The sequence below is a fragment of the Paraprevotella clara YIT 11840 genome (genome assembly GCF_000233955.1).
Lineage (GTDB): Bacteria > Bacteroidota > Bacteroidia > Bacteroidales > Bacteroidaceae > Paraprevotella > Paraprevotella clara.
The window spans coordinates 41,417-60,713 of sequence record NZ_JH376586.1 but is presented as its reverse complement, the minus strand read 5'-3'; the positions used below and the strand labels follow the sequence as shown (position 1 = coordinate 60,713).

The 19,297-nt window shown below is 48.1% G+C and carries 15 protein-coding genes and 2 pseudogenes; 13 read left to right on the top strand and 4 right to left on the bottom strand.

The genetic code is table 11. The features are described from left to right. Positions 1 to 7 precede the first annotated feature (7 nt). Both HMPREF9441_RS03230 and HMPREF9441_RS03225 read right to left on the bottom strand, forming a co-directional pair. Entirely contained in the window at positions 8 to 1,207 is a 1,200-nt protein-coding gene (locus HMPREF9441_RS03230; RefSeq protein WP_008617950.1) for a site-specific integrase, read from the bottom strand. 3 nt (positions 1,208 to 1,210) lie between these two features. Next, positions 1,211 to 2,542, bottom strand: coding sequence for a site-specific integrase (locus tag HMPREF9441_RS03225; protein WP_008617948.1), 1,332 nt, complete (start codon positions 2,540 to 2,542; stop codon positions 1,211 to 1,213). Positions 2,543 to 2,861: 319 nt separating this feature from the next. On the opposite strand from HMPREF9441_RS03225, the pseudogene HMPREF9441_RS03220 reads away from it, so the two are divergent. Together HMPREF9441_RS03220 and HMPREF9441_RS03215 are read left to right on the top strand one after the other, a co-directional pair. Continuing rightward, positions 2,862 to 3,353, top strand: a pseudogene (locus HMPREF9441_RS03220) (site-specific integrase); the annotation flags it as partial. A 13-nt stretch (positions 3,354 to 3,366) separates the two neighbouring features. After that, the gene (locus HMPREF9441_RS03215) at positions 3,367 to 3,726 is read left to right on the top strand and encodes a hypothetical protein (RefSeq protein WP_008617945.1); all 360 of its coding nucleotides are present in this window, start codon (positions 3,367 to 3,369) and stop codon (positions 3,724 to 3,726) included. A 50-nt stretch (positions 3,727 to 3,776) separates the two neighbouring features. On the opposite strand, the gene HMPREF9441_RS03210 is transcribed toward HMPREF9441_RS03215, so the two are convergent. Together HMPREF9441_RS03210 and HMPREF9441_RS03205 are read right to left on the bottom strand one after the other, a co-directional pair. Continuing rightward, positions 3,777 to 4,073, bottom strand: a complete 297-nt coding sequence (locus HMPREF9441_RS03210; RefSeq protein WP_008617943.1) for a helix-turn-helix domain-containing protein — start codon at positions 4,071 to 4,073, stop codon at positions 3,777 to 3,779. A gap of 35 nt (positions 4,074 to 4,108) precedes the next feature. Further along, complete coding sequence (locus HMPREF9441_RS03205; protein WP_008617941.1) at positions 4,109 to 4,405, bottom strand: helix-turn-helix domain-containing protein; 297 nt, start codon at positions 4,403 to 4,405, stop codon at positions 4,109 to 4,111. A 202-nt stretch (positions 4,406 to 4,607) separates the two neighbouring features. Here HMPREF9441_RS03205 and HMPREF9441_RS03200 point away from each other — a divergent pair, with 202 nt between their 5' ends. The 11 genes and pseudogenes from HMPREF9441_RS03200 (at position 4,608) to HMPREF9441_RS03145 (ending at position 19,151) form a co-directional block, all read left to right on the top strand. Continuing rightward, entirely contained in the window at positions 4,608 to 4,976 is a 369-nt protein-coding gene (locus HMPREF9441_RS03200) for a helix-turn-helix domain-containing protein (RefSeq protein ID WP_008617936.1), read from the top strand. Between the two features lie 5 nt (positions 4,977 to 4,981). Continuing rightward, the gene (locus HMPREF9441_RS03195; protein WP_008617930.1) at positions 4,982 to 5,347 is read left to right on the top strand and encodes a helix-turn-helix domain-containing protein; all 366 of its coding nucleotides are present in this window, start codon (positions 4,982 to 4,984) and stop codon (positions 5,345 to 5,347) included. A gap of 6 nt (positions 5,348 to 5,353) precedes the next feature. Then, complete coding sequence (locus HMPREF9441_RS03190) at positions 5,354 to 6,871, top strand: DUF4099 domain-containing protein (protein WP_008617928.1); 1,518 nt, start codon at positions 5,354 to 5,356, stop codon at positions 6,869 to 6,871. Positions 6,872 to 6,909: 38 nt separating this feature from the next. Beyond that, on the top strand, positions 6,910 to 9,003 hold the full coding sequence (locus HMPREF9441_RS03185; RefSeq protein ID WP_008617926.1) for a type IA DNA topoisomerase: 2,094 nt from the start codon (positions 6,910 to 6,912) through the stop codon (positions 9,001 to 9,003). Between the two features lie 174 nt (positions 9,004 to 9,177). Then, entirely contained in the window at positions 9,178 to 9,618 is a 441-nt protein-coding gene (locus HMPREF9441_RS03180; RefSeq protein ID WP_008617924.1) for a DUF1896 domain-containing protein, read from the top strand. Continuing rightward, a pseudogene (locus tag HMPREF9441_RS03170) lies at positions 9,608 to 15,341 on the top strand (N-6 DNA methylase). The gene HMPREF9441_RS03180 and the pseudogene HMPREF9441_RS03170 overlap by 11 nt, the downstream one beginning before the upstream one ends. A gap of 117 nt (positions 15,342 to 15,458) precedes the next feature. Next, complete coding sequence (locus tag HMPREF9441_RS03165) at positions 15,459 to 16,277, top strand: helix-turn-helix transcriptional regulator (protein ID WP_039864844.1); 819 nt, start codon at positions 15,459 to 15,461, stop codon at positions 16,275 to 16,277. Between the two features lie 79 nt (positions 16,278 to 16,356). After that, a complete protein-coding gene (locus HMPREF9441_RS03160) occupies positions 16,357 to 16,986 on the top strand; it encodes a CatA-like O-acetyltransferase, family 2 (protein ID WP_039864841.1) in 630 nt (209 codons plus the stop codon). Between the two features lie 130 nt (positions 16,987 to 17,116). Next, entirely contained in the window at positions 17,117 to 17,722 is a 606-nt protein-coding gene (locus HMPREF9441_RS03155; protein ID WP_008617916.1) for a TetR/AcrR family transcriptional regulator, read from the top strand. Continuing rightward, complete coding sequence (locus HMPREF9441_RS03150; RefSeq protein WP_008617915.1) at positions 17,719 to 18,351, top strand: hypothetical protein; 633 nt, start codon at positions 17,719 to 17,721, stop codon at positions 18,349 to 18,351. Before HMPREF9441_RS03155 ends, HMPREF9441_RS03150 begins: the two co-directional genes overlap by 4 nt. Continuing rightward, positions 18,348 to 19,151, top strand: coding sequence for an EFR1 family ferrodoxin (locus HMPREF9441_RS03145; RefSeq protein ID WP_008617914.1), 804 nt, complete (start codon positions 18,348 to 18,350; stop codon positions 19,149 to 19,151). Before HMPREF9441_RS03150 ends, HMPREF9441_RS03145 begins: the two co-directional genes overlap by 4 nt. The last annotated feature ends 146 nt before the right edge of the window (positions 19,152 to 19,297 follow it).

Below are 19,297 nucleotides of genomic sequence, written 5' to 3'. Positions count from 1 at the left end.
GTATTTATTAAGCGACCATTCTGGGCGCACCGGCGTATATCTGGGTAGTCCGTATGGAGTAATGCCCCATCATCTTGCTGATGGTTTCTATCGGAACCCCGTTGCTCAGACAAATAAGGGTCGCGAAACTGTGCCGGCTCATGTAGAATGTTAAATGGCATCCTAAATCACACTGTTCGGCTATGATTTTAAGGCTGCGGCACAAGCTGCTGGTTTGTGGGACGAAGAACAATTTTCCGTCCTTGCCTTCACCCCTGTATTTCTCGATGATGCGGAGAGGGATGTCAAGAAGTTTGATATGGCACTCAGCCTTGGTCTTCTGCCGTGCGATGTGAATCCATTTGGAACCGTCTTCCTTCGTGATGATGTTGTCTTCCGTCAGGTTCGCCAAGTCAGCTCTTCCGATGCCCGTAAACACCGAAAAGACAAACAGGTCGCGTGTGTGGCACAGGCGGTAGGTGGGCAGTCGGGCATTGAGCAGTTTTTCAAACTGTTCCCTGTCCAAGTGGCGGTGGTTTACAGTTACTTTCTCTACCTTATGCCCCGCAAACGGGTCCCGTTTCAGTATATGCTTCTTCAATGCCAGCCGTGTCATCTTGTGCAGCAGGATAAGATAGTCATTGTAGGCGGACACTTTCAACCGCAATACGGTCGAGAAATAAAATGTGAGGTCAGTCATGAACTTCATCGTCAGTGAACGAAGCGGAATATCCTCCAAATCATACTTGTACTTCAAAAAGTTGAATATATGCTTGCGTGTGGTCAGATAGCGGATATAGGTATGCCTTGTCCGGTCAATGCCCACACGTCTGGCGTATTCTTCGTTGTGCTCGTCAAACAGGGACAGCAATGTCTCTTTGACATCGGATTTTCCCGTAATGGCGTTCTTGATGATTTCGGATGAAACGAAACCGTAAGAGTCCACGTTCTTCCTGTAGGCGGACTTCGCTTTTTCCTCCAACGCCTCCAGCAATGAGTTCAGCCTGTTCAACTCATTTCTTTTTTCGCCGGTGATGTTTCCGGTCTTGCGCCCGTCTGCAAATGCCTTTCCCTCCTTTGCGTCCCATAAGTTCGGATTTACTTCCAACCCGGTGGAATACTGGCTTATCTTCCCGTCAAGGGTGACACGTCCCATTATGGGGCATCTGCCGTTTTTCTTTACTTTTTGGCGGTTGATGTAGAACAACAGTTTGAATGTGCTTCGCATGGCTTATTCCTCCATCATTTTAGTTATGTACTCCCGTTGTTTCACGCTCGGATTGACTTTCCGGCGGCTGTAGTCTTTCAGAATCGGCGAAGGGGCGGTGTCGATGCCCGACAAGGAGAACTTACCCCCGATGACATCTTTCAGGCAATCCACGTCCCTGTCTATCTTGTCCTGTGTGACTTTTGCGTATCGCTGCGTGGTAGTGATATGCCGATGCCCCATGATTTTGCTGACGGTTTCTATCGGAATCCCCTGTGACAGACAAATGATACTTCCAAAGGTATGCCTTGCCTGATGAAATGAGATCGGGCGGTTGATACCGCACATCACGGACATCTTTTTCAGATGCCTGTTCATGCTCTCTTTGGTCAGCATCGGAAGGAGCTTTCCATTACCGTCCATACCCTTGTATTTTTCGATAATGCTCAAAGGTATCTCCATCAGCCGTACACATTCGGGGGTGCCCGTCTTTTGCCTTTCCGTATGAATCCACATACTGCCATCCTCCGCTTTCACCAGATTGGCGGCTGTCAGACTTCTCATGTCGCAATAGCAGATACCCGTCCAGCACGAGAACAGGAACATATCCCTCGTGAAATTACGGTTGGGGGTGTCATAAGTCGTGTTCGCAAACTTGTCAAGCTCGTCTTCCGTCAGGTACATCTGCTTGAAAGCGGGTTTCTGCGGCGCATAGCCTTTGAACTGGCTGAAAGGGACGATGCCACGGAACACGGCAAGCATCATCACGCTTTTCAGGCGGTTGATATGTCCGAGTATGGTTCTGGGCATGAAACGCCTTACCGTGCGCATATACATGTCAAACGCCTCGATAAAACTCTCATCCAACTGTTTGACGGGCATATCCGACACATGGTACTTCTCTTTCAGGAACGCGCCGAGTATCCGGCAGGTGTTCCGGTACTGGTAAAATGTGTTTACCGCCCTGTTCACCCCTACACGCAGGGCATAGTCGCTGTTATGTTCCACATAGAGTTTCATGATGGTGTCCTGTGTCTCAGCCAGACCTTGGAACACGTTTCTGACTTCCTCTGCCGTCACGACATCCTTGATGTCGGAAAGTTCATTGAACCGTTTCTGTAATAACAGCAGTACCCGCTCTATCTCCCTGTTTGCCATTGTCGCCACCTTGCTTTTGCCTGTGCAGCGTTGGGCTGTGGCGTTCCACAACCGCACATCGATTTTGAACTTGCACGCGAATTGTGCGATGGAATTGACCTTCCCCTTGACGGATATTCTTCCCATGAGCGGAGAAAAGCCGTCCTTGTCCCGTCCGCTGCGCTTGATGTAGAGCAGCACTTTCATTTCTGTTTTCATGCGTTACTTTTTTTGATTGCAATTTTACTCATATTTCGCCTGTTGAACGGTATGAGAATCAGGCAGAACGGCGCAATCAAAACCGGACGGGTTAAATCTGCCGGATAAAGGGCGGTTCCCGGATGAAAAATCCTTTTCGCTGACAGTTTAGCCCCTGATAGACTGCATCTAAATGAAATGAAAACAGGTAATGACTTGGTAGCTGAACAGGCTCGTTATTCCACCCGTGTTTGCTGTTTACCCAACTATGCAAAACAACGCAATTTTGTTGTATTACAACGAATTGCCGTTTGTTTGCCGTATTCCTCTTTTGGCTGCATTGATAGTTTTCTATCTTTTTACCGGACTTTCATTCAGTGATATGAGAAACCTGTCCGAAGAAAACATCTGCACCTATTTCGATGAACATCTCTGGATAACAATTAACCGTCAAAAGACGGGTGTCCGTTCAGACATCAAAATGCTGGATATACCATTAAAGATACTCGCCAAATATCGAGGACTTCGTGAAGACGGCAAAATCTTCACCGTTCCCCACTATGTGACCTGTCTGCACGGCATAAGGGCAGTAGCCACTAGATGCGGCATAGAGAAGCACATCACTTGGCACATGAGCCGGCACACGATGGCTACGGAAGTGTGCCTGACCAACGGTGTCCCCATTGAAACTGTAAGCTCCATATTGGGACATAAGAACATAACCACCACGCAAGTGTACGCAAAAATGACAAAGGAAAGGCTGAACCGTGATATGGACAACCTTTCGGCACGCTTGGACGGCATTGAAGAATACACTATTAACTCCATCTAAACAAGCACGCATCATGAAACGGGATATTATAAGAATTGAAGGAAAATCAATCCTCGTTACGGGACAGAATATCTGGATGAGTGCGGCAGAAATCGCCGACCTTTTCAATGTTACGGCGGCATCGGTAAACAATGCCATACGGGGTATTTTGAAAACGGACATTCTGAACGACTACGAGGTATGCCGTACCGTCCGTATCGACGGGCGTGTAAACCTCGATGTGTTCAATATGGAACTTATCGTTCCTCTTGCCTATCGCTTCAACACCTATTATACAGCCTTGGTCCGCAAATGGCTGGTACGGAAAGCGACAGCGGAGGCAAAGGAACAACCGCCCATCTTCCTGCATTTGCGAAGCGGTTTCATCTGTTAAACCGGAGCATGACAAAGGCGGGCAACTTTTGAGGGTTGTCCGCCTTTGTCTTACCGTATCGCCTTGCGGTAGTTTCCTTCCAGCAGCCTTTCGATGTCGCACTCTTTATAGAGGACTTTGCCACCGAATACAATGAAAGGCAGCAATCTTGCATTGCGGTATTCCTGCAATGTCCGGCGGCTTACTTTCAGCCGTTCAGCCACCTCCTTGTCCGTCAGGTAGCGTTCCCCGTTCAGTGGCGGACGGTATTCGGCGGTCAGCCTGACCGCCTTCTTTACAGTTTTTCTGATGCCTTGCAGAAGCGTTGCCAATGGCTCGCTTTCCGCTGTCAATACATTCTCATTCATATTACTTCGGATTTAGTGGGTTTATATTGTTCTGTCTATGTCTCGTTCTTGGGTCGGTAACAGTCCACCAACGGTAAAATCCGCTCCACCTCTTCCGGCTTGTAAAAGAACTTCCTGTTGATTTGCGAGCAGGCAATCAGCCTGTTGTCCCGCAGGGTCTGCAAGGTACGGGGACTGATGCGCAGCATACGGCACACATCTTCCCCGTCCAGCCAGTTTGACAACCGTCTGTCATTGCATTTGCGCGACAGCACGTTCACTTTTCCCATAAGCGTTGCCACATCCGCGAGCAACGCCTCGAAAGCCTTCTTTTCGATAATCACTACTTCCATATTTTCAGATTTTGAGTTTTGCGCAAAAGTACAATGTGGGTCTGGTTGCCGTGCCCGTTTCCCGTCTTGCGGCTGTCTTTGGCACAGTCACGGCAAGCCAACGGGGACAGCGGAAAAGAAAATCTCACGTACCGTATGCGTACCTACCGAGCCCGCTTGCCGACTTCTTCGGAATTTTGCACCGTAATCAAAAATAAAGCGTATGGAAATCGTAACATTGGAAAGTTCCGCCTACAAGGAACTGGTCGGACGGATTGAAAGAATATCCTCCTACATCGAGAAACAGGAAAAGCAGAAAGAAGAACAGTCGAAAGAGACAAACGTGTGGCTCACGACCCGTCAGGTGATGGCAATGCTGAATGTCAGCCAACGCACCCTGCAACGTATGCGTGATGCCGGACGCATCGCCTACTCCGTCGTCGGGCACAACTGCCGGTATCATCTCAAAGAGGTGGAACGCTTTGTCCGAGACGGTCTCATCATCGGCAACCCCGAAAAGCTGGAAGAGTTCAAACACAACTACAAGGCTCGTATGAACGGCAAGTCCCGTAACCATGAAACCGACAAGTAAAGCCTATGGATACACTGGACAAGGAAACATTCCGGGAGTTCATGCGGCAGGTCTTCGACCGCCTTGACAGGCACGAGCGGCTCATCGCCTCGCTGACGGGCAGCAACGCTCCCACGGATTTGAAGGAGGTCAAGCTCTTGGACGGCGAGCGGCTGTTTGACAATCAGGACTTGTGCCTGCTGCTTCAGGTAAGCAAGCGTTCCCTGCAACGCTACCGCAGCAACGGTGCGCTTGCCTACCACCTGCTCTGGCACAAGACCTACTACAAGGAATCCGATGTGCTGGACTTCATAGCCAAGTACATGAAGGACTTTCAAAAAGAAAACATCGGGCAGTTCAAAGCCCGTATCAATGTATCACTTAAAAAATAGACCAGTATGGCAAAAAAGACAGATGAAAGGGATGTGCTGATTGTCCGTGACGAGAAGACGGGCGAAATCAGCGTTGTCGCCGGACTGAACGCGGACGGCACTCCCAAACGGGTTCCCGCCAAAGCGGAGAACACCAAAGACTTCATGACATTTGACCGGCACGGCGATGTCATAGACAACTTCTTCAAGAACTTCTACCGACAGTGCAAAGAGCCTTACCGCTTCGGCTTCTACCGGATTGCGGCGGAACAGGCTGACAAGCTCATCGACGCGATGAAAGAACTTCTGAAAGACCCCGTCGTCAATGCGGAACTGCTCGCCCCGCACAAGGTGGACACCTCGGAATATGCACGGGCAGTATCGGAAGAAGAGAAGCAAGACAACCATAATCAACAAACCCCCAACGAAGAGAATATGCAGAAAAATAACCGACAGCCGGAAAACGGTCAGGAGACCCCGGCAGAAAAAAGAGGCTATCAGCCCATTGACGAGAGTAAAATTGATTGGAACAAGTTCGAGGCGCAGTACGGACTGACCCGTGACGATCTTGTGGCGTCCAAAAGTCTGGATAAGATGCTCAACTACCGGAAGTCCGAACCCCTGACGGTGCGTGTGGAGGTCTTGGGCGAAAGGCAGGAACTCGGCGCACGGCTGGAACTCAAAAGGCTGCCGGACGGCAGCGTGGATTTTGTTCCCGACTTCGTGCGTAAGGAAGCCCGGCTGGATGAACCGCACAAGGGACACACCTTCACGGATGAAGAAAAGAAAGCACTCCAACAGACAGGCAACCTCGGTCGTGTCGTGGACTTGGTGGACAAGGAAACGGGAGAGATTATCCCCTCCTTTATCAGCATTGACCGCTTTACGAACAAGATTGAGGACGTGCCGGCAAACAAGGTACGCATCACGGACAAGATCGGCAAGACCGAAATCAGCGAAACGGAACAGGCACTGCTCAAGAGCGGAGGCTATGTCCGCAAGGAAATAGAGCTTGCAAACGGACGCAAGTTCCCCGCCATCCTGCAAGTCAGTGCCATAGACAAAGGCGTGGAGTTCGTGCCGCGAAACGCACGTATCTGGCAGGGAGAGCGACAAGGGCAAAGAAATGGACAAGATCAAGAGCAGGGAAAAAGAAAAGGTCGTGCTTGGATGGATGAGGATGGCAACATCAAGCCCATTGGTACATGGAAAGGAGTCGAGCTCAACGAACAACAAAAGGCGGACTATATCTCCGGCAAGACCATAAGATTAGAAAAAGTACCTGATAAAGACGGTAATCCTGCCACCATATACGTCAAGTTCAACCACGAGAAAGGTCGTCCGTTCCGTTACGACACGAATCCGGACACGGCGCAGAAGGTCGCCCCGTCCAACGAGAGCCGTACCCAGATAGCCGTGAACAACGAGGGCAAGACCAACGAAGCCACGAAGCACGTCAAGGAACCGTTGCAGCAGGGACAGACCGCCCCAGCCAATGAAAGGCAGCAGCGTCAGCAGAACAAGCCCAAAGGTCAGAGATTATAAAAATAACACCACTAAATCCATCGTAAATATAAAAGAATATGAAGACAATCATTGCAGAAAAACCGAGCGTGGCTCGTGAAATCGCCCGTATCGTGGGCGCGACAAAACCGGAAGAAGGCTATATGCATGGAAACGGCTATTATGTGACATGGGCTTTCGGGCATCTGGTGCAACCGGCTTTGCCTGACGGTTACGGCATCAAAGGATTTTGCAGGGACAACCTGCCGGTCATCCCCGAAGTGTTCACCCTCGTGCCCCGACAGGTACGCACGGAGAAAGGCTATAAAGCCGACAGCGGGGTGATGAAGCAGATAAAGGTCATTACCGGACTGTTCAACGAGAGCGAGCGTATCATCGTGGCGACGGATGCGGGTCGCGAAGGGGAACTGATATTCCGTTACCTGTACCACTACATCGGCTGTACCGTGCCGTTTGACCGTCTTTGGATCAGCTCGCTGACCGATAAAGCTATCCGCAAAGGATTGGCGGCATTGGAAGACGGAAGCAAGTATGACAACCTCTATTTTGCCGCCAAATCCCGCAGTGAAGCCGATTGGCTCGTGGGTATCAACGGTACGCAGGCTTTGACCGTCGCTGCCGGGCGGGGTACTTATTCCGTGGGGCGTGTGCAGACACCCACGCTCGCTATGGTATGTGCCCGTTTCTGGGAAAACAAACGCTTTGTCCCCGAAGACGTGTTCCAGACCCATTTCACGGCACAAGGCAGCGATGCGGACAGCATCGCCAAATTCTCGTCCGTGAAAAAATGGAAAGTGAAAACCGAAGCAGCCGAAGTATATAACCGGTTGAAGGACTGCAAGACGGCTACCGTCCTTTCCGTGGAACGCAAAGAGACCATACAGGAGACACCGCTTCTGTATGACCTTACTTCGCTTCAGAAAGACGCGAACACGAAGCATGGCTTCACGGCGGAGCTGACACTCGCCATTGTCCAGAAACTCTACGAGTCGAAGCTCATCACCTATCCGAGAACAGGCAGCAGGTATATTCCCGAAGATGTGTTTGCCGATATTCCTGTCCTGTTGAAAGGATTGAAGGAAAACCCGAAATGGAGTGCCGTTGCCGGACAGATGAGGGAACTCACCCGTCGAAGCGTGGACGACACGAAAGTGACCGACCACCACGCACTGCTGCCTACCGGAGTGAAACCGCTCCTGTTCGCCAAAGAGGAAATCACCCTCTATGAAATGATTGTCGCCCGTATGCTGGAGGCTTTCTCGCAAAAATGTATCAAGGACATGACCACCATCAAAGCCGAGTCCTGCGGTGAAGAGTTCGTTGCAAAGGGCTGTGTCATCAGACAACCCGGATGGCGCGGTGTCCTTCGTGAGAAAGAGGAAGAGACGGTGCTGCCCGAATGGAATGAAGGGGACGAGATTCCTATTATCGGATGCTCGCTGACGGAAGGGAAAACCAAACCCAAACCGCTCCACACGGAAGCGACCCTGCTGGCGGCTATGGAAACCGCCGGCAAGGAGATAGAGGATGAGGAAGTCCGTCAGGCGATAAAGAATTGCGGCATCGGCACTCCCGCCACTCGTGCCGCCATCATCGAAACACTGCTCCGACGTGAATACATCGTGCGTTCCAAGAAGATTCTCGTGCCAACCGAAAAGGGGCTTGCCCTTTATTCCATTGTCAGGGGGATGGACATCGCCAATGTGGAGATGACAGGAGAATGGGAAGCCACCCTTGCCAAAATCGAGCGTGGAGAACTTCCTGCCGAAGCGTTTATGAGGGATATTGAAGCCTATACCCGCAAGATTACAACCGAACTGCTCTCTTGCGACAAGATTTTCGGGCACAAGGACTCCGGTTGCAGCTGCCCGAAATGCGGCACGGGACGTATGCAGTTCTACGGAAAGGTGGTGCGGTGCGACAACCCTGCCTGTTCTCTGCCCCTGTTCCGGCAGATTGCCGGAAAGACCCTGTCCGACAAGGATATGACGGAACTGATAACCAACGGGCACACGGGGCTGTTAAACGGCTTCAAGAGCAAGCAGGGCAAACCGTTCAGTGCCATCGTCTCCTTTGACGGGGACTTCAACACCGTTTTCGAGTTTCCCAAAAAGAAGGAAAAATCAGGAAGACCGGGAAGAAAAAGAAAATAATTGAGTAATTTTGCCACTGATTCATAGGAATAAACTGTTTTCCTGTTAAAAGGTCGATACGCTTATTTTACTATGGATTTAGTGGTGGCACTCGACGGGGACGTTGAGTGCCTTTTTCTTCCTCGTCCTCCGCTTTCAGCAACAATTCAATAATTCCACTAAATCCAAAGTAAGATGAAACAAAAGAACCGGCAGGTCGAACTGTCCTATTACGGATTATACCTGCAAAAATATCTCATAGAGAACCATCCCGACAAATCCTCTGACAAAGACTTTATGGCAGTAAGGGAAGACCTTGCCGCCGACACTTTCGAGCAGGCGCGGCTCGTCGGCTACTCCGTGGAGGGAGCGCAGGAGCTGGCGATGAAAGCCCTGCTGCAAGGACTTCATTTCTCGGAGTTCCGTACCGTCATCGATATTCTTGAAAACGAGTTCGGAACGAATGTACCGGCAGAAAAGGTACGCAGGCTGGCTCTCGTCCTGTTGCCCCGACTCAAAGAAACTTTTTCCGGTTATCCGCTTTCCGATGATTTTGCCCTGTCATCGGAATACGACAGCCTCTATTCGGAACTGAGCGGAACGATAGCCGTTTACCTCGACGAACATGGCATTTAACCGCAAGGAAAAACTGAGGGGGAACATCGAGGCGATACGGACGGCGTTCACGTTGGAGAAAGAGCATCGCAAGGCGACAGCCGAAGAGCGTGCTGTATTGGAACAATACTGCGGTTTCGGCGGATTGAAATGTATCCTCAATCCCGCCACTGCACTGACGGATGCCGTCCATTGGGCAAAATCAGACCTCGAACTGTTTTCCATGACCGTGGAACTTCATAAGCTCATCCGTGACAACAGCGGCAGCGCCATGGAGTACAAACGGTACATGGATTCTCTGAAAGCCTCCGTGCTGACGGCTTTCTATACCCCGAAAGAGATAACGGACACGCTTGTTTCCGTACTGAAAGATTACGGAGTAACCCCGTCGAAGGTACTTGAACCGTCGGCGGGGATGGGTGCGTTCATATCTTCCGTCAAGGAACACTCGCCGCAGGCGGACGTGATGGCATTTGAGAAAGACCTGTTGACAGGCAGGCTTCTCTCACACCTCTACCCGGAAGACAAGATACGGGTGTCGGGATTTGAAAAGATAGAAAAGCCGTTCAACGGTACTTTCGACCTTGCCATATCCAATGTGCCGTTTGGAGAGGTGGCGGTCTTCGACCCTGCATTTGCCATGAGCGACAGCCCCACACGCAAGATGGCACAGAAAGCCGTACACAACTATTTCTTCCTGAAAGGTATCGACACGGTAAGGGACGGCGGCATCGTGGCGTTCCTTACATCGCAGGGGGTAATGAACTCCCCTCGCAACGAACCGGTACGGCTTGAAATGCTGAAAGAGGCACGACTTGTTTCCGCCATCCGTCTGCCGAACAACCTCTTTACCGAAAACGCCAACACGGAAGTGGGCAGCGACCTGATTATTCTGCAAAAGGATACCCGGAAAGAGGGACTGACGGAAGACGAGAAACTGTTTACGCAGACGGGGACACTGCACGGGGTCAATACCGGGCGTTACTTCATCGAGCATCAGGAACAGATAGTCTGTACGAAATCGAAATTGGACACCGACCCATACGGCAAGCCTGCAATGGTCTATGAACATGAGGGAGGAGTACAGGGTATAGCGGAACACTTGCATAAACTGCTTGACGATAACCTGCATAAGCGGTTGGTTATGCGGCTGTATTCAGGCGGCATCCGCGATGCGGAAGAAACGGTACGGCAGGAAACACAGACCGTGGAAGTGAAAAACAATCCGGCTCCAGAAAAAACGGAAGAACAGAAACCGACTGTCCATGCGGATGAGAAACCGGAAATCGAAGCTCCCGTGATGACCCTGTACGACCTGTTCGGCTTTACGACGGAAGAACGGCGGCAGATGGAATCAAAGCCATTCAAAAAGAAAAGCAACAAAAACAATGGCAAAAATGCAGTCAGTCCTAAAAAGAAGCCGGAGGCATCCGGTCTGTTCAACCGCCAACCTGTTGAAACACTACCGACAAGACAAGAACCGCCCGATAAAGGTATGATGACGGAGGAAGAGGTACATCAGGAAGCCATCTATGCCTCGCTGGATTGGGACGAAAACCCGCCCATCAACGGCTTTTATGAGGCGATGATGGGGCTTGGCGTGGAAGGCAGGGCACGACTCCGGCAGCGGACAAGGGAGGCAAAGGCTGTGCAGCAGGCTCTTGTCTTCGACGAAGAACCGGCAGCAAGGCAGGAGATTCCAACGGAAACGGCACAGGTGGTTTATCCAATAGAAAACGGATTTGAGGCGGAACATCAACGCCGCATTGCCGAAGTGGAAAAGCAGATACGGGATGAAGAGGCGGCTTTGTCGCCGGAAGAGAGGCAACGCAGACACGAGGAGGAAATGCTGCCCCGCCCGTTCACCGGCATTATGGAACCGCATCTGAAAGAAGGCTCGCTTGTCAGGGTAAACACGGTAAGCATACGCTATAGGCTATCTGAAAGGCATTACGCCATACGGAGCGACATTCCATCCGCTCGACCTGCAAGGATTGCAGAAAGAGAAAGCTGACTTGTATATCTCGTTACGGAACTCCTATGAACGGCTGTATGCCTATGAAGCGGAAAACCGGACGGCACACACCCGGCATCGTGAAAACCTGAACACCTATTACGACGAGTTCGTGATGCGTTACGGCAACCTCAACGCCAAACAGAACTCCACGCTGATTATGATGGATGCCTCCGGGCGGAACATCCTTTCGTTGGAGCGTGGGGAGAACGGTCTGTTTGTCAAGGCGGACATCTTCAATCGTCCCGTATCATTCTCGACGGAAGAGAATGTGAGCGTGGACACTCCGGAGGAAGCACTCGTATCTTCGCTAAACCGCTACGGGAATGTGAATTTAGAGTATATGTGCGGGCTGTGCGGCAATACGGAAGACGAACTGACCGAAGCACTCAAGGGGCGTATCTACTACAACCCGACGGAGGAATGTTACGAGATTAAAGACCGTTTCATAGCCGGGAACGTGGTACAGAAAGCGGAAGCGGTGTCCCGTTGGATGCAGGAGAACAAGGATAACGAAGAAGGACACCCGATGTTGCCTGCCGCCGAAGAGTCGCTCAAAGCCCTGCAAGACGCTACACCGGAACCCATCCTTTTTGAAGAGTTGGATTTCAACTTCGGAGAGCGTTGGATACCGACCGGCATCTATTCTTCCTATATGTCATACCTATACGGGGTGGACATCAAAATCGCATACGTGGACAGCATAGACGAGTTTACCGTCTCGTGCGACCACAGGAATATGAAGATTTACGAGCAGTTCGCCGTGAAGGGATATTACAAGCGGTATGACGGCATCAACCTCCTGAAACACGCCCTGCACAACACCGTGCCGGACATTTACAAGAGTATCGGCAAGGACGACCACGGGAACGACATCAAGGTGCGGGACAGCGAAGCCATACAGCTTGCCAATGCCAAGATCGACGAAATCCGCAGCGGGTTTGTCGATTGGCTGGAAGCGCAGTCGCCGGAGTTCAAGAAACGGCTGTCGGATATGTATAACCGGAAGTTCAACTGCTACGTGCGTCCGCAGTATGACGGCTCGCACCAGACTTTTCCGGACTTGGACATCAAAGCCCTTTCCGGACGGTACAACATAAACGAGATTTATGCCAGCCAGAAGGATTGCGTCTGGATGCTCAAACAGAACGGCGGCGGCATCTGTGACCACGAGGTGGGCACGGGCAAGACATTGATTATGTGCATGGCGGCGTATGAGATGAAGCGGTTGGGGCTGGTGCATAAGCCGATGATTATCGGTCTGAAAGCGAATGTGGCTGAGATTGCGGAGTGCTACCGCACCGCTTATCCCCATGCGAGGATACTCTATGCCTCGGAGAAGGACTTCGCTACCGCCAACCGTGTCAGGTTCTTCAACAACATCAAGAACAACGACTACGACTGCGTGATCATGTCGCACGACCAGTTCGGAAAGATTCCCCAATCCCCCGAATTACAGCAGCGTATCTTGCAGGCGGAGTTGGACACGGTGGAAGAAAACCTCGAAGTGCTGAAAAAGCAGGGAAAGGATATTTCGAGAGCCGTGCTGAAGGGGTTGGAGGTGCGTAAGTTCAACCTTGCCGCCAAGTTGGAAAAGGTCGCATACGCCATAGAACACCGCACGGACGATGTGGCGGATTTCAAGCAGATGGGTATCGACCATATCTTCGTGGACGAAAGCCACCAATTCAAGAACTTGATGTTCAACACGAGGCACAGCCGTGTCGCCGGGTTGGGCAATCAGGAAGGAAGCCAGAAGGCTCTCAATATGCTCTATGCCATCCGCACCATTCAGGAACGGTCGGGAAAGGATTTGGGGGCTACATTCCTGTCGGGTACGACCATCAGCAACTCGCTGACGGAACTGTACCTGCTGTTCAAGTACCTTCGTCCGAAAGAGTTGGAAAGGCAGGATATTCGTTGCTTTGATGCGTGGGCTGCTATTTTTGCTAAGAAGACAACCGATTTTGAATTTAATGTGACTAACAACATCGTTCAGAAAGAACGCTTCCGCTATTTTATCAAAGTGCCGGAGTTGGCTATGTTCTACAATGAGATAACGGACTACCGCACGGCGGAGGATGTGGGCGTGGATCGTCCTGAAAAGAACGAGATACTGCATGACATTCCGCCTACACCGCAGCAGGAAGAGTTCATACAGAAGCTGATGGAGTTTGCCAAGTCGGGCGATGCCACGATACTCGGCAGGGAGAAACTGTCGGAAACCGAAGAGAAAGCCAAGATGCTCATCGCTACGGACTATGCCCGTAAGATGGCATTGGATATGCGAATGATAAGTCCCGATTACGAAGACCATCCCGACAACAAGGCGAGCCATTGCGCCAAGCTGATTTCCGAATACTATCACAGATATGATGAACAGAAAGGGACACAGTTCGTATTCTCGGATTTAGGGACTTACCAGCCGGGACAATGGAGCGTGTATAGCGAGATTAAACGAAAACTGATAGAGGATTACGGTATTCCCGCACATGAGATACGCTTCATACAGGAAACCAAGACGGAGAAAGCGAAAAAGGCGGTCATCAGTGCCATGAACGACGGCAGTGTCAGGGTACTGTTCGGCTCTACGAGTATGCTCGGAACGGGGGTGAACGCACAGCAGAGGGCGGTTACGGTGCATCATCTTGATACGCCGTGGCGTCCGTCCGACCTTGCACAGAGGGACGGACGTGCCGTGCGGAAAGGTAACGAGGTTGCCAAGCTGTTCGCGGGCAACAAAGTGGATGTTATCATTTATGCCGTATCGAAGTCGCTTGACAGCTACAAGTTCAACCTGCTGCATTGCAAGCAGACTTTCATCAGCCAGCTTAAAAGCGGGGCTATGGGCGCACGTACCATTGACGAGGGGGCTATGGATGAGAAGTCCGGTATGAACTTCTCGGAATATATGGCTATCCTGTCAGGGAATACCGACTTGCTCGACAAGGCGAAATTGGAGAAAAAGATTGCGGCTTTGGAGAGTGAAAGGAAATCTTTCGCCAAAGCACGGGCGGAAGCGGAAGGAAAGTTGAACGGTCTTCAGACGGAGATAGCCAACAACAAGGTCATCATTGAGAAAATGACGGAGGACTACAATACCCTACTCTCCCGTGCCGAAACTGACAAGGACGGCAACAAGATAAACCGTATCACGCTGGACGGCTTGACGGCAACGGACGAGAAGAGTATCGGTACAAGATTGCAGGAGATTGCCAAGAACGCCACAACGGGAGGGCTGTATGCCCGTGTCGGGGAATTGTACGGTTTCCCGATATATGTCATCAGCGAACCGACACTGAAAGACGGCGTTTCGGCTACCCAAAACCGTTTTGTCGTGGAGGGGCATTACAAATACCGGTATAACAACGGTCAGGTGGCTATGGCTGATACGAAAGCGGCGGCAATGAACTTTCTCAACGCATTGGAACGCATACCGCAGATTGTGGAGCAGTACAAGGCAAAGAACGAAACCCACGAAACGAACCTGCCCGTATTGCAGGAGGTTGCCGGAAAGACATGGCGCAAGGAGGATGAACTGAAAGGATTGAAGTCGGAACTTGCCGCCCTTGACCGCAAAATTCAGTTGGAATTGGCTCCACCTACTCCCGAAGTCACTGAAAAGGAGAATAATGTACAACAAGTTAAGCCAAATGAGGAAAATGTGCAAAACGGACATCCCGGGCTTTATATTAAGGACGAAAACCGATCAAAAGGAGTTAAAATCTGAGTTTATCATAGAAACGACTGTATTATTATAACGATGCAGTCGTTTCATATTCAAGAGCATAAGATGTTTAAGCCTTGTTTACTTAGTTATCAGCACGATAATTACTACCTTTGCAGAATGATTCAAGATGAGTTCAAGTTTTACAAACCTTGTAAGTTATTGCAACCTTACGTCAGGTATTATTGGGTATTCAAAAGCAACCAGCTTCTTAATACCTTAACCTTTCCTATTGGCTGCCCTCAAATCATCTTTCATAAGAGAAAACCTTTGTATATTCCCGAACTGAATACCACACAAAACAAACTAACTATCAGCGGTCAAGTTAATTTTTCATCACATCTGTATGCTGATGAAAATATCGAAATGGTAGTGGTCGTATTTCAACCTCATGCCATGAGTACATTCTTGAATGTACCGACATCACTCTTTTATAATCAGGAAGTTTCAGGTTACGACATTGAAAGCACGAATTTGAATGAACTGGCTGCACGGATATTCGATTGCGAAGATAACAACCGTTGTATAAATCATATAGAAGAATGGCTGTTGTCTCAAATTACAGATACGTTATCTGATGCGACATATAAGACTAAAAGAATTACTGCGGCAATAAAACAAATATATATTGCTCCCGCAACACCCATAACCGAACTATCCTCTATCGCCTGCCTAAGTAAAAAGCAATTTGAGCGACTATTCAATTCATTGGTAGGTATTAATCCCAAAGAATACACCCGTATTGTTCGTTTTCAAAAAGCACTGGAGCAGATGCAACATCAATCGGGCGAAATCAACCAAGCACAAGTAGCTTACGCAAGTGGTTATGCAGACCAATCACACTTTATACGGGAGTTCAAGAAGTTCAGCGGATATACACCCATGTCTTTATTGAAAGTGGCAAATCCTTATTCCGACTTGTTCACCAATCCTGTATAAATGTCTCTTTTGTTCTATCCGGGTTCAAATGCTTCCCCTACTTTTGCTGCCTAATTCATTAAATGAAAATAGCATAAGTATGAAAGAAGTAAATCCCAAAGAAACCAGCCGGGCATACGCCTTTGAAATGTGGATGAACGCACCTATGCCAATGGTGACGTTCTTTAAGACACTCAATGTGTCACGTCTCGTAAGAATCAGCCGAAAAGAAAAAATGAAATTCAATATGCTGATGTGCTACTGTATCGGCAAAGCAGCAACCGGCGTGAAGGAGTTTTATATGCTCCCCGTGGACGACAAACTGATGCAATATGACAGCATAGCGGTAAATACCATTGTCGCCAACAAAGAGGGCAAAGTAAGTTCGTGTGACATTCCTTTCACGGATGATTTAGACCTGTTCAACAAACATTACCTGCAACTGACAAAGCAAGTCGCCGGAAGTTGCACGAACCATGACTTAATGGAAAGTATGGTTATCGGCACTTCCGCATTGGCACAATACGAAATAGACGGAGCGGTCGGTATGTACAGCGGAATATTCAACAATCCGTTTCTCATTTGGGGCAAGTACAAACGCCACCTGCTGAAAACGACACTAACCGTTTCTTTCCAGTTCCACCACACGCAAATGGATGGGGCACACGCTTCCCGATTTTTAGACAGGGTACAGAAAGAAATTGATAATTTGAAAAAACATCCACTTTGATTTTCTTTAATGCATTCTCATAATGTGCGTGTATTAAAAAGATTATATTGGAGTGTAAATAAATTCCTTTTTTCTTTGATGTCACCAGAAAGTTACATACCTTTGTCACCGATTAGTGACAAAATGGATTATGGAATTAAAAGATACAGAAAAACGATTAATCGAAGCCGTCAGTAAGGTTATCGAAGAAGAAGGTTTTACTAAAATTGGTATTAATCGCATCGCAAGGCAAGCACAATGCGACAAGGTTTTAATATATCGCTATTTTGGAGGTTTAGACGGGTTGTTAGTGGCTTGGGCAAAACAATATGATTTCTACTCATTTGCTTATTCTGAATTTATAAGTCAGGTAGAACAAGCTACAAAGTCCAATCTTCAGGATATAATAAAAGCGGTGTTATTAAAACAGCTGGAATATTTGAAGAACAATCAACTTATGCAAGAATTATATGTTTGGGAATTATCAGGCAATTCCTCATTTAAGGCAATACAAATAGAACGAGAAAAGAACGGTCACAAATTGCAGATGGAATTGGAAAAGAAGTTGGGGCGCACCTGTGGAGATTGTAACTTCTCGATAACTATCATCATCGCTGCAATCAACTATATCATATTATTTACTCGTCAGTATAATATGTTCAACGGAATAGATTTTAGTAAGCCGGAAGCATGGGTCGAACTGAAGGGTGTTATATCAAATTATGTTGATACGTTTTTGATGTCAAAAATAAAATGAAGAAATCATATCCATTTTCCGTAATCTTATTATTTTTCTCATTACCGATATTCGCTCAACGAACAAATTATATTTTCGAATATGATGGGCAACAAACTGCAATTATTTGGCAAGAAAAAAGGGCGAATGAAAAAATATACCTATCTGTGACACAAGGCAACGAACAGCACGAGTATGTTATGAACAAGTCATTTCAAACAGAAAAATGGAATGTTGTAAGCCAACCGTCAAATACTGATTTAACTATAGAACTGCATAACGGTAAATACTCGATTGTAGGGAAATTTAAGGGTAAGTCTATTTCTAAAACGATTGTAAGCAAAGGCTATGTTTGGTATCAAAATATAGCTTATAATGCAGGAATATTATTGAAGGACAAGTGCACGGTTAAATACGAGTGTTTTCGTCCAGATAATATAGAACTATACGCAATGGTTGCAGAAGCCAAGGGGTCAGAGAAATTTGATGGAATAAACTCAAACAAAATTACAGTTAGTCTTACAGGATTTTTATCTGTCTTTTGGAGCTGTTCTTACTATTTTGATCCAACAACATTAAATTTCATTGGTTATAAAGGTGTGAACGGCAGACCAGGAACACCGGAAACAATTATAAAACAAGTAAAATGAAAACGATTATATTCTATTCATCAACCTATAGTGGAAATACGTTGAAGATTGCTGAAAGTATGGGCATAGTACTTTCAGCAGATTTGGTTTCAATAGAAACGGATACATCCGGTATAGACCTGTCAAAGTATAATTTGATTGGCTTCGGATCTGCTATTCATTTTGCCGAACATAATATTAAGTTACAGCGTTTTGTTTCAGCATTGTCATTGCAGGGAAAGAATGTTTTTATATTTTCCACTCGTTGCCGTCCGTTTATTGGAAACTATCACAAAACACTGAAAGAAAAACTAAAACGCCAAAAGGCTAACCTTATCGGTGAATTTTCTTGTGTGGGCTTTGACAGAACAGGTCCTTGGGTATTGATAAATGGGTATAATAAAAACAGACCTAACACCAATGACCTATTCAAAGCCCGTTTGTTTGCAGAAGAACTACAACGTAAACTAAACCCGCTTTCTTCCATTGCCAAAGCACCTGTCGCTGAATACGAACAAGGTGTTGCCATTCGTCTAAAAGGAGAAAGCAGAATAGCAGGCGGCAATGTGGTATTTCTTAATACGACTTCGTGCATTAAGTGTGGTAAATGTATGAAAGTTTGCCCAATGAGCATTTTTCAAAAAAGCGATGTCCTACTGCCGATGAATGAAGAAAATTGCATCCAATGCCAATTGTGCACCAAGCATTGCCCGACTGATTCTATTTACATAAATGAATCATTTACAAATGGGATGCGTATAGCCTTGAGAGAAATGTTCAGCTCGAAACTGCAAGACTGTTATAGTTCTAAAACAGATTAAACAGTAAACACAAGAGATGTAAATATCTTTGCGCTATCGCAGTTAATACTCAAGCAAAGGAGATAAGAAACGGGATGCATAAGATGTCCTCTACATATAAAAGGGTTCAAAGACAATTCCAAGAATTAAAAACATAAAAATTCTTA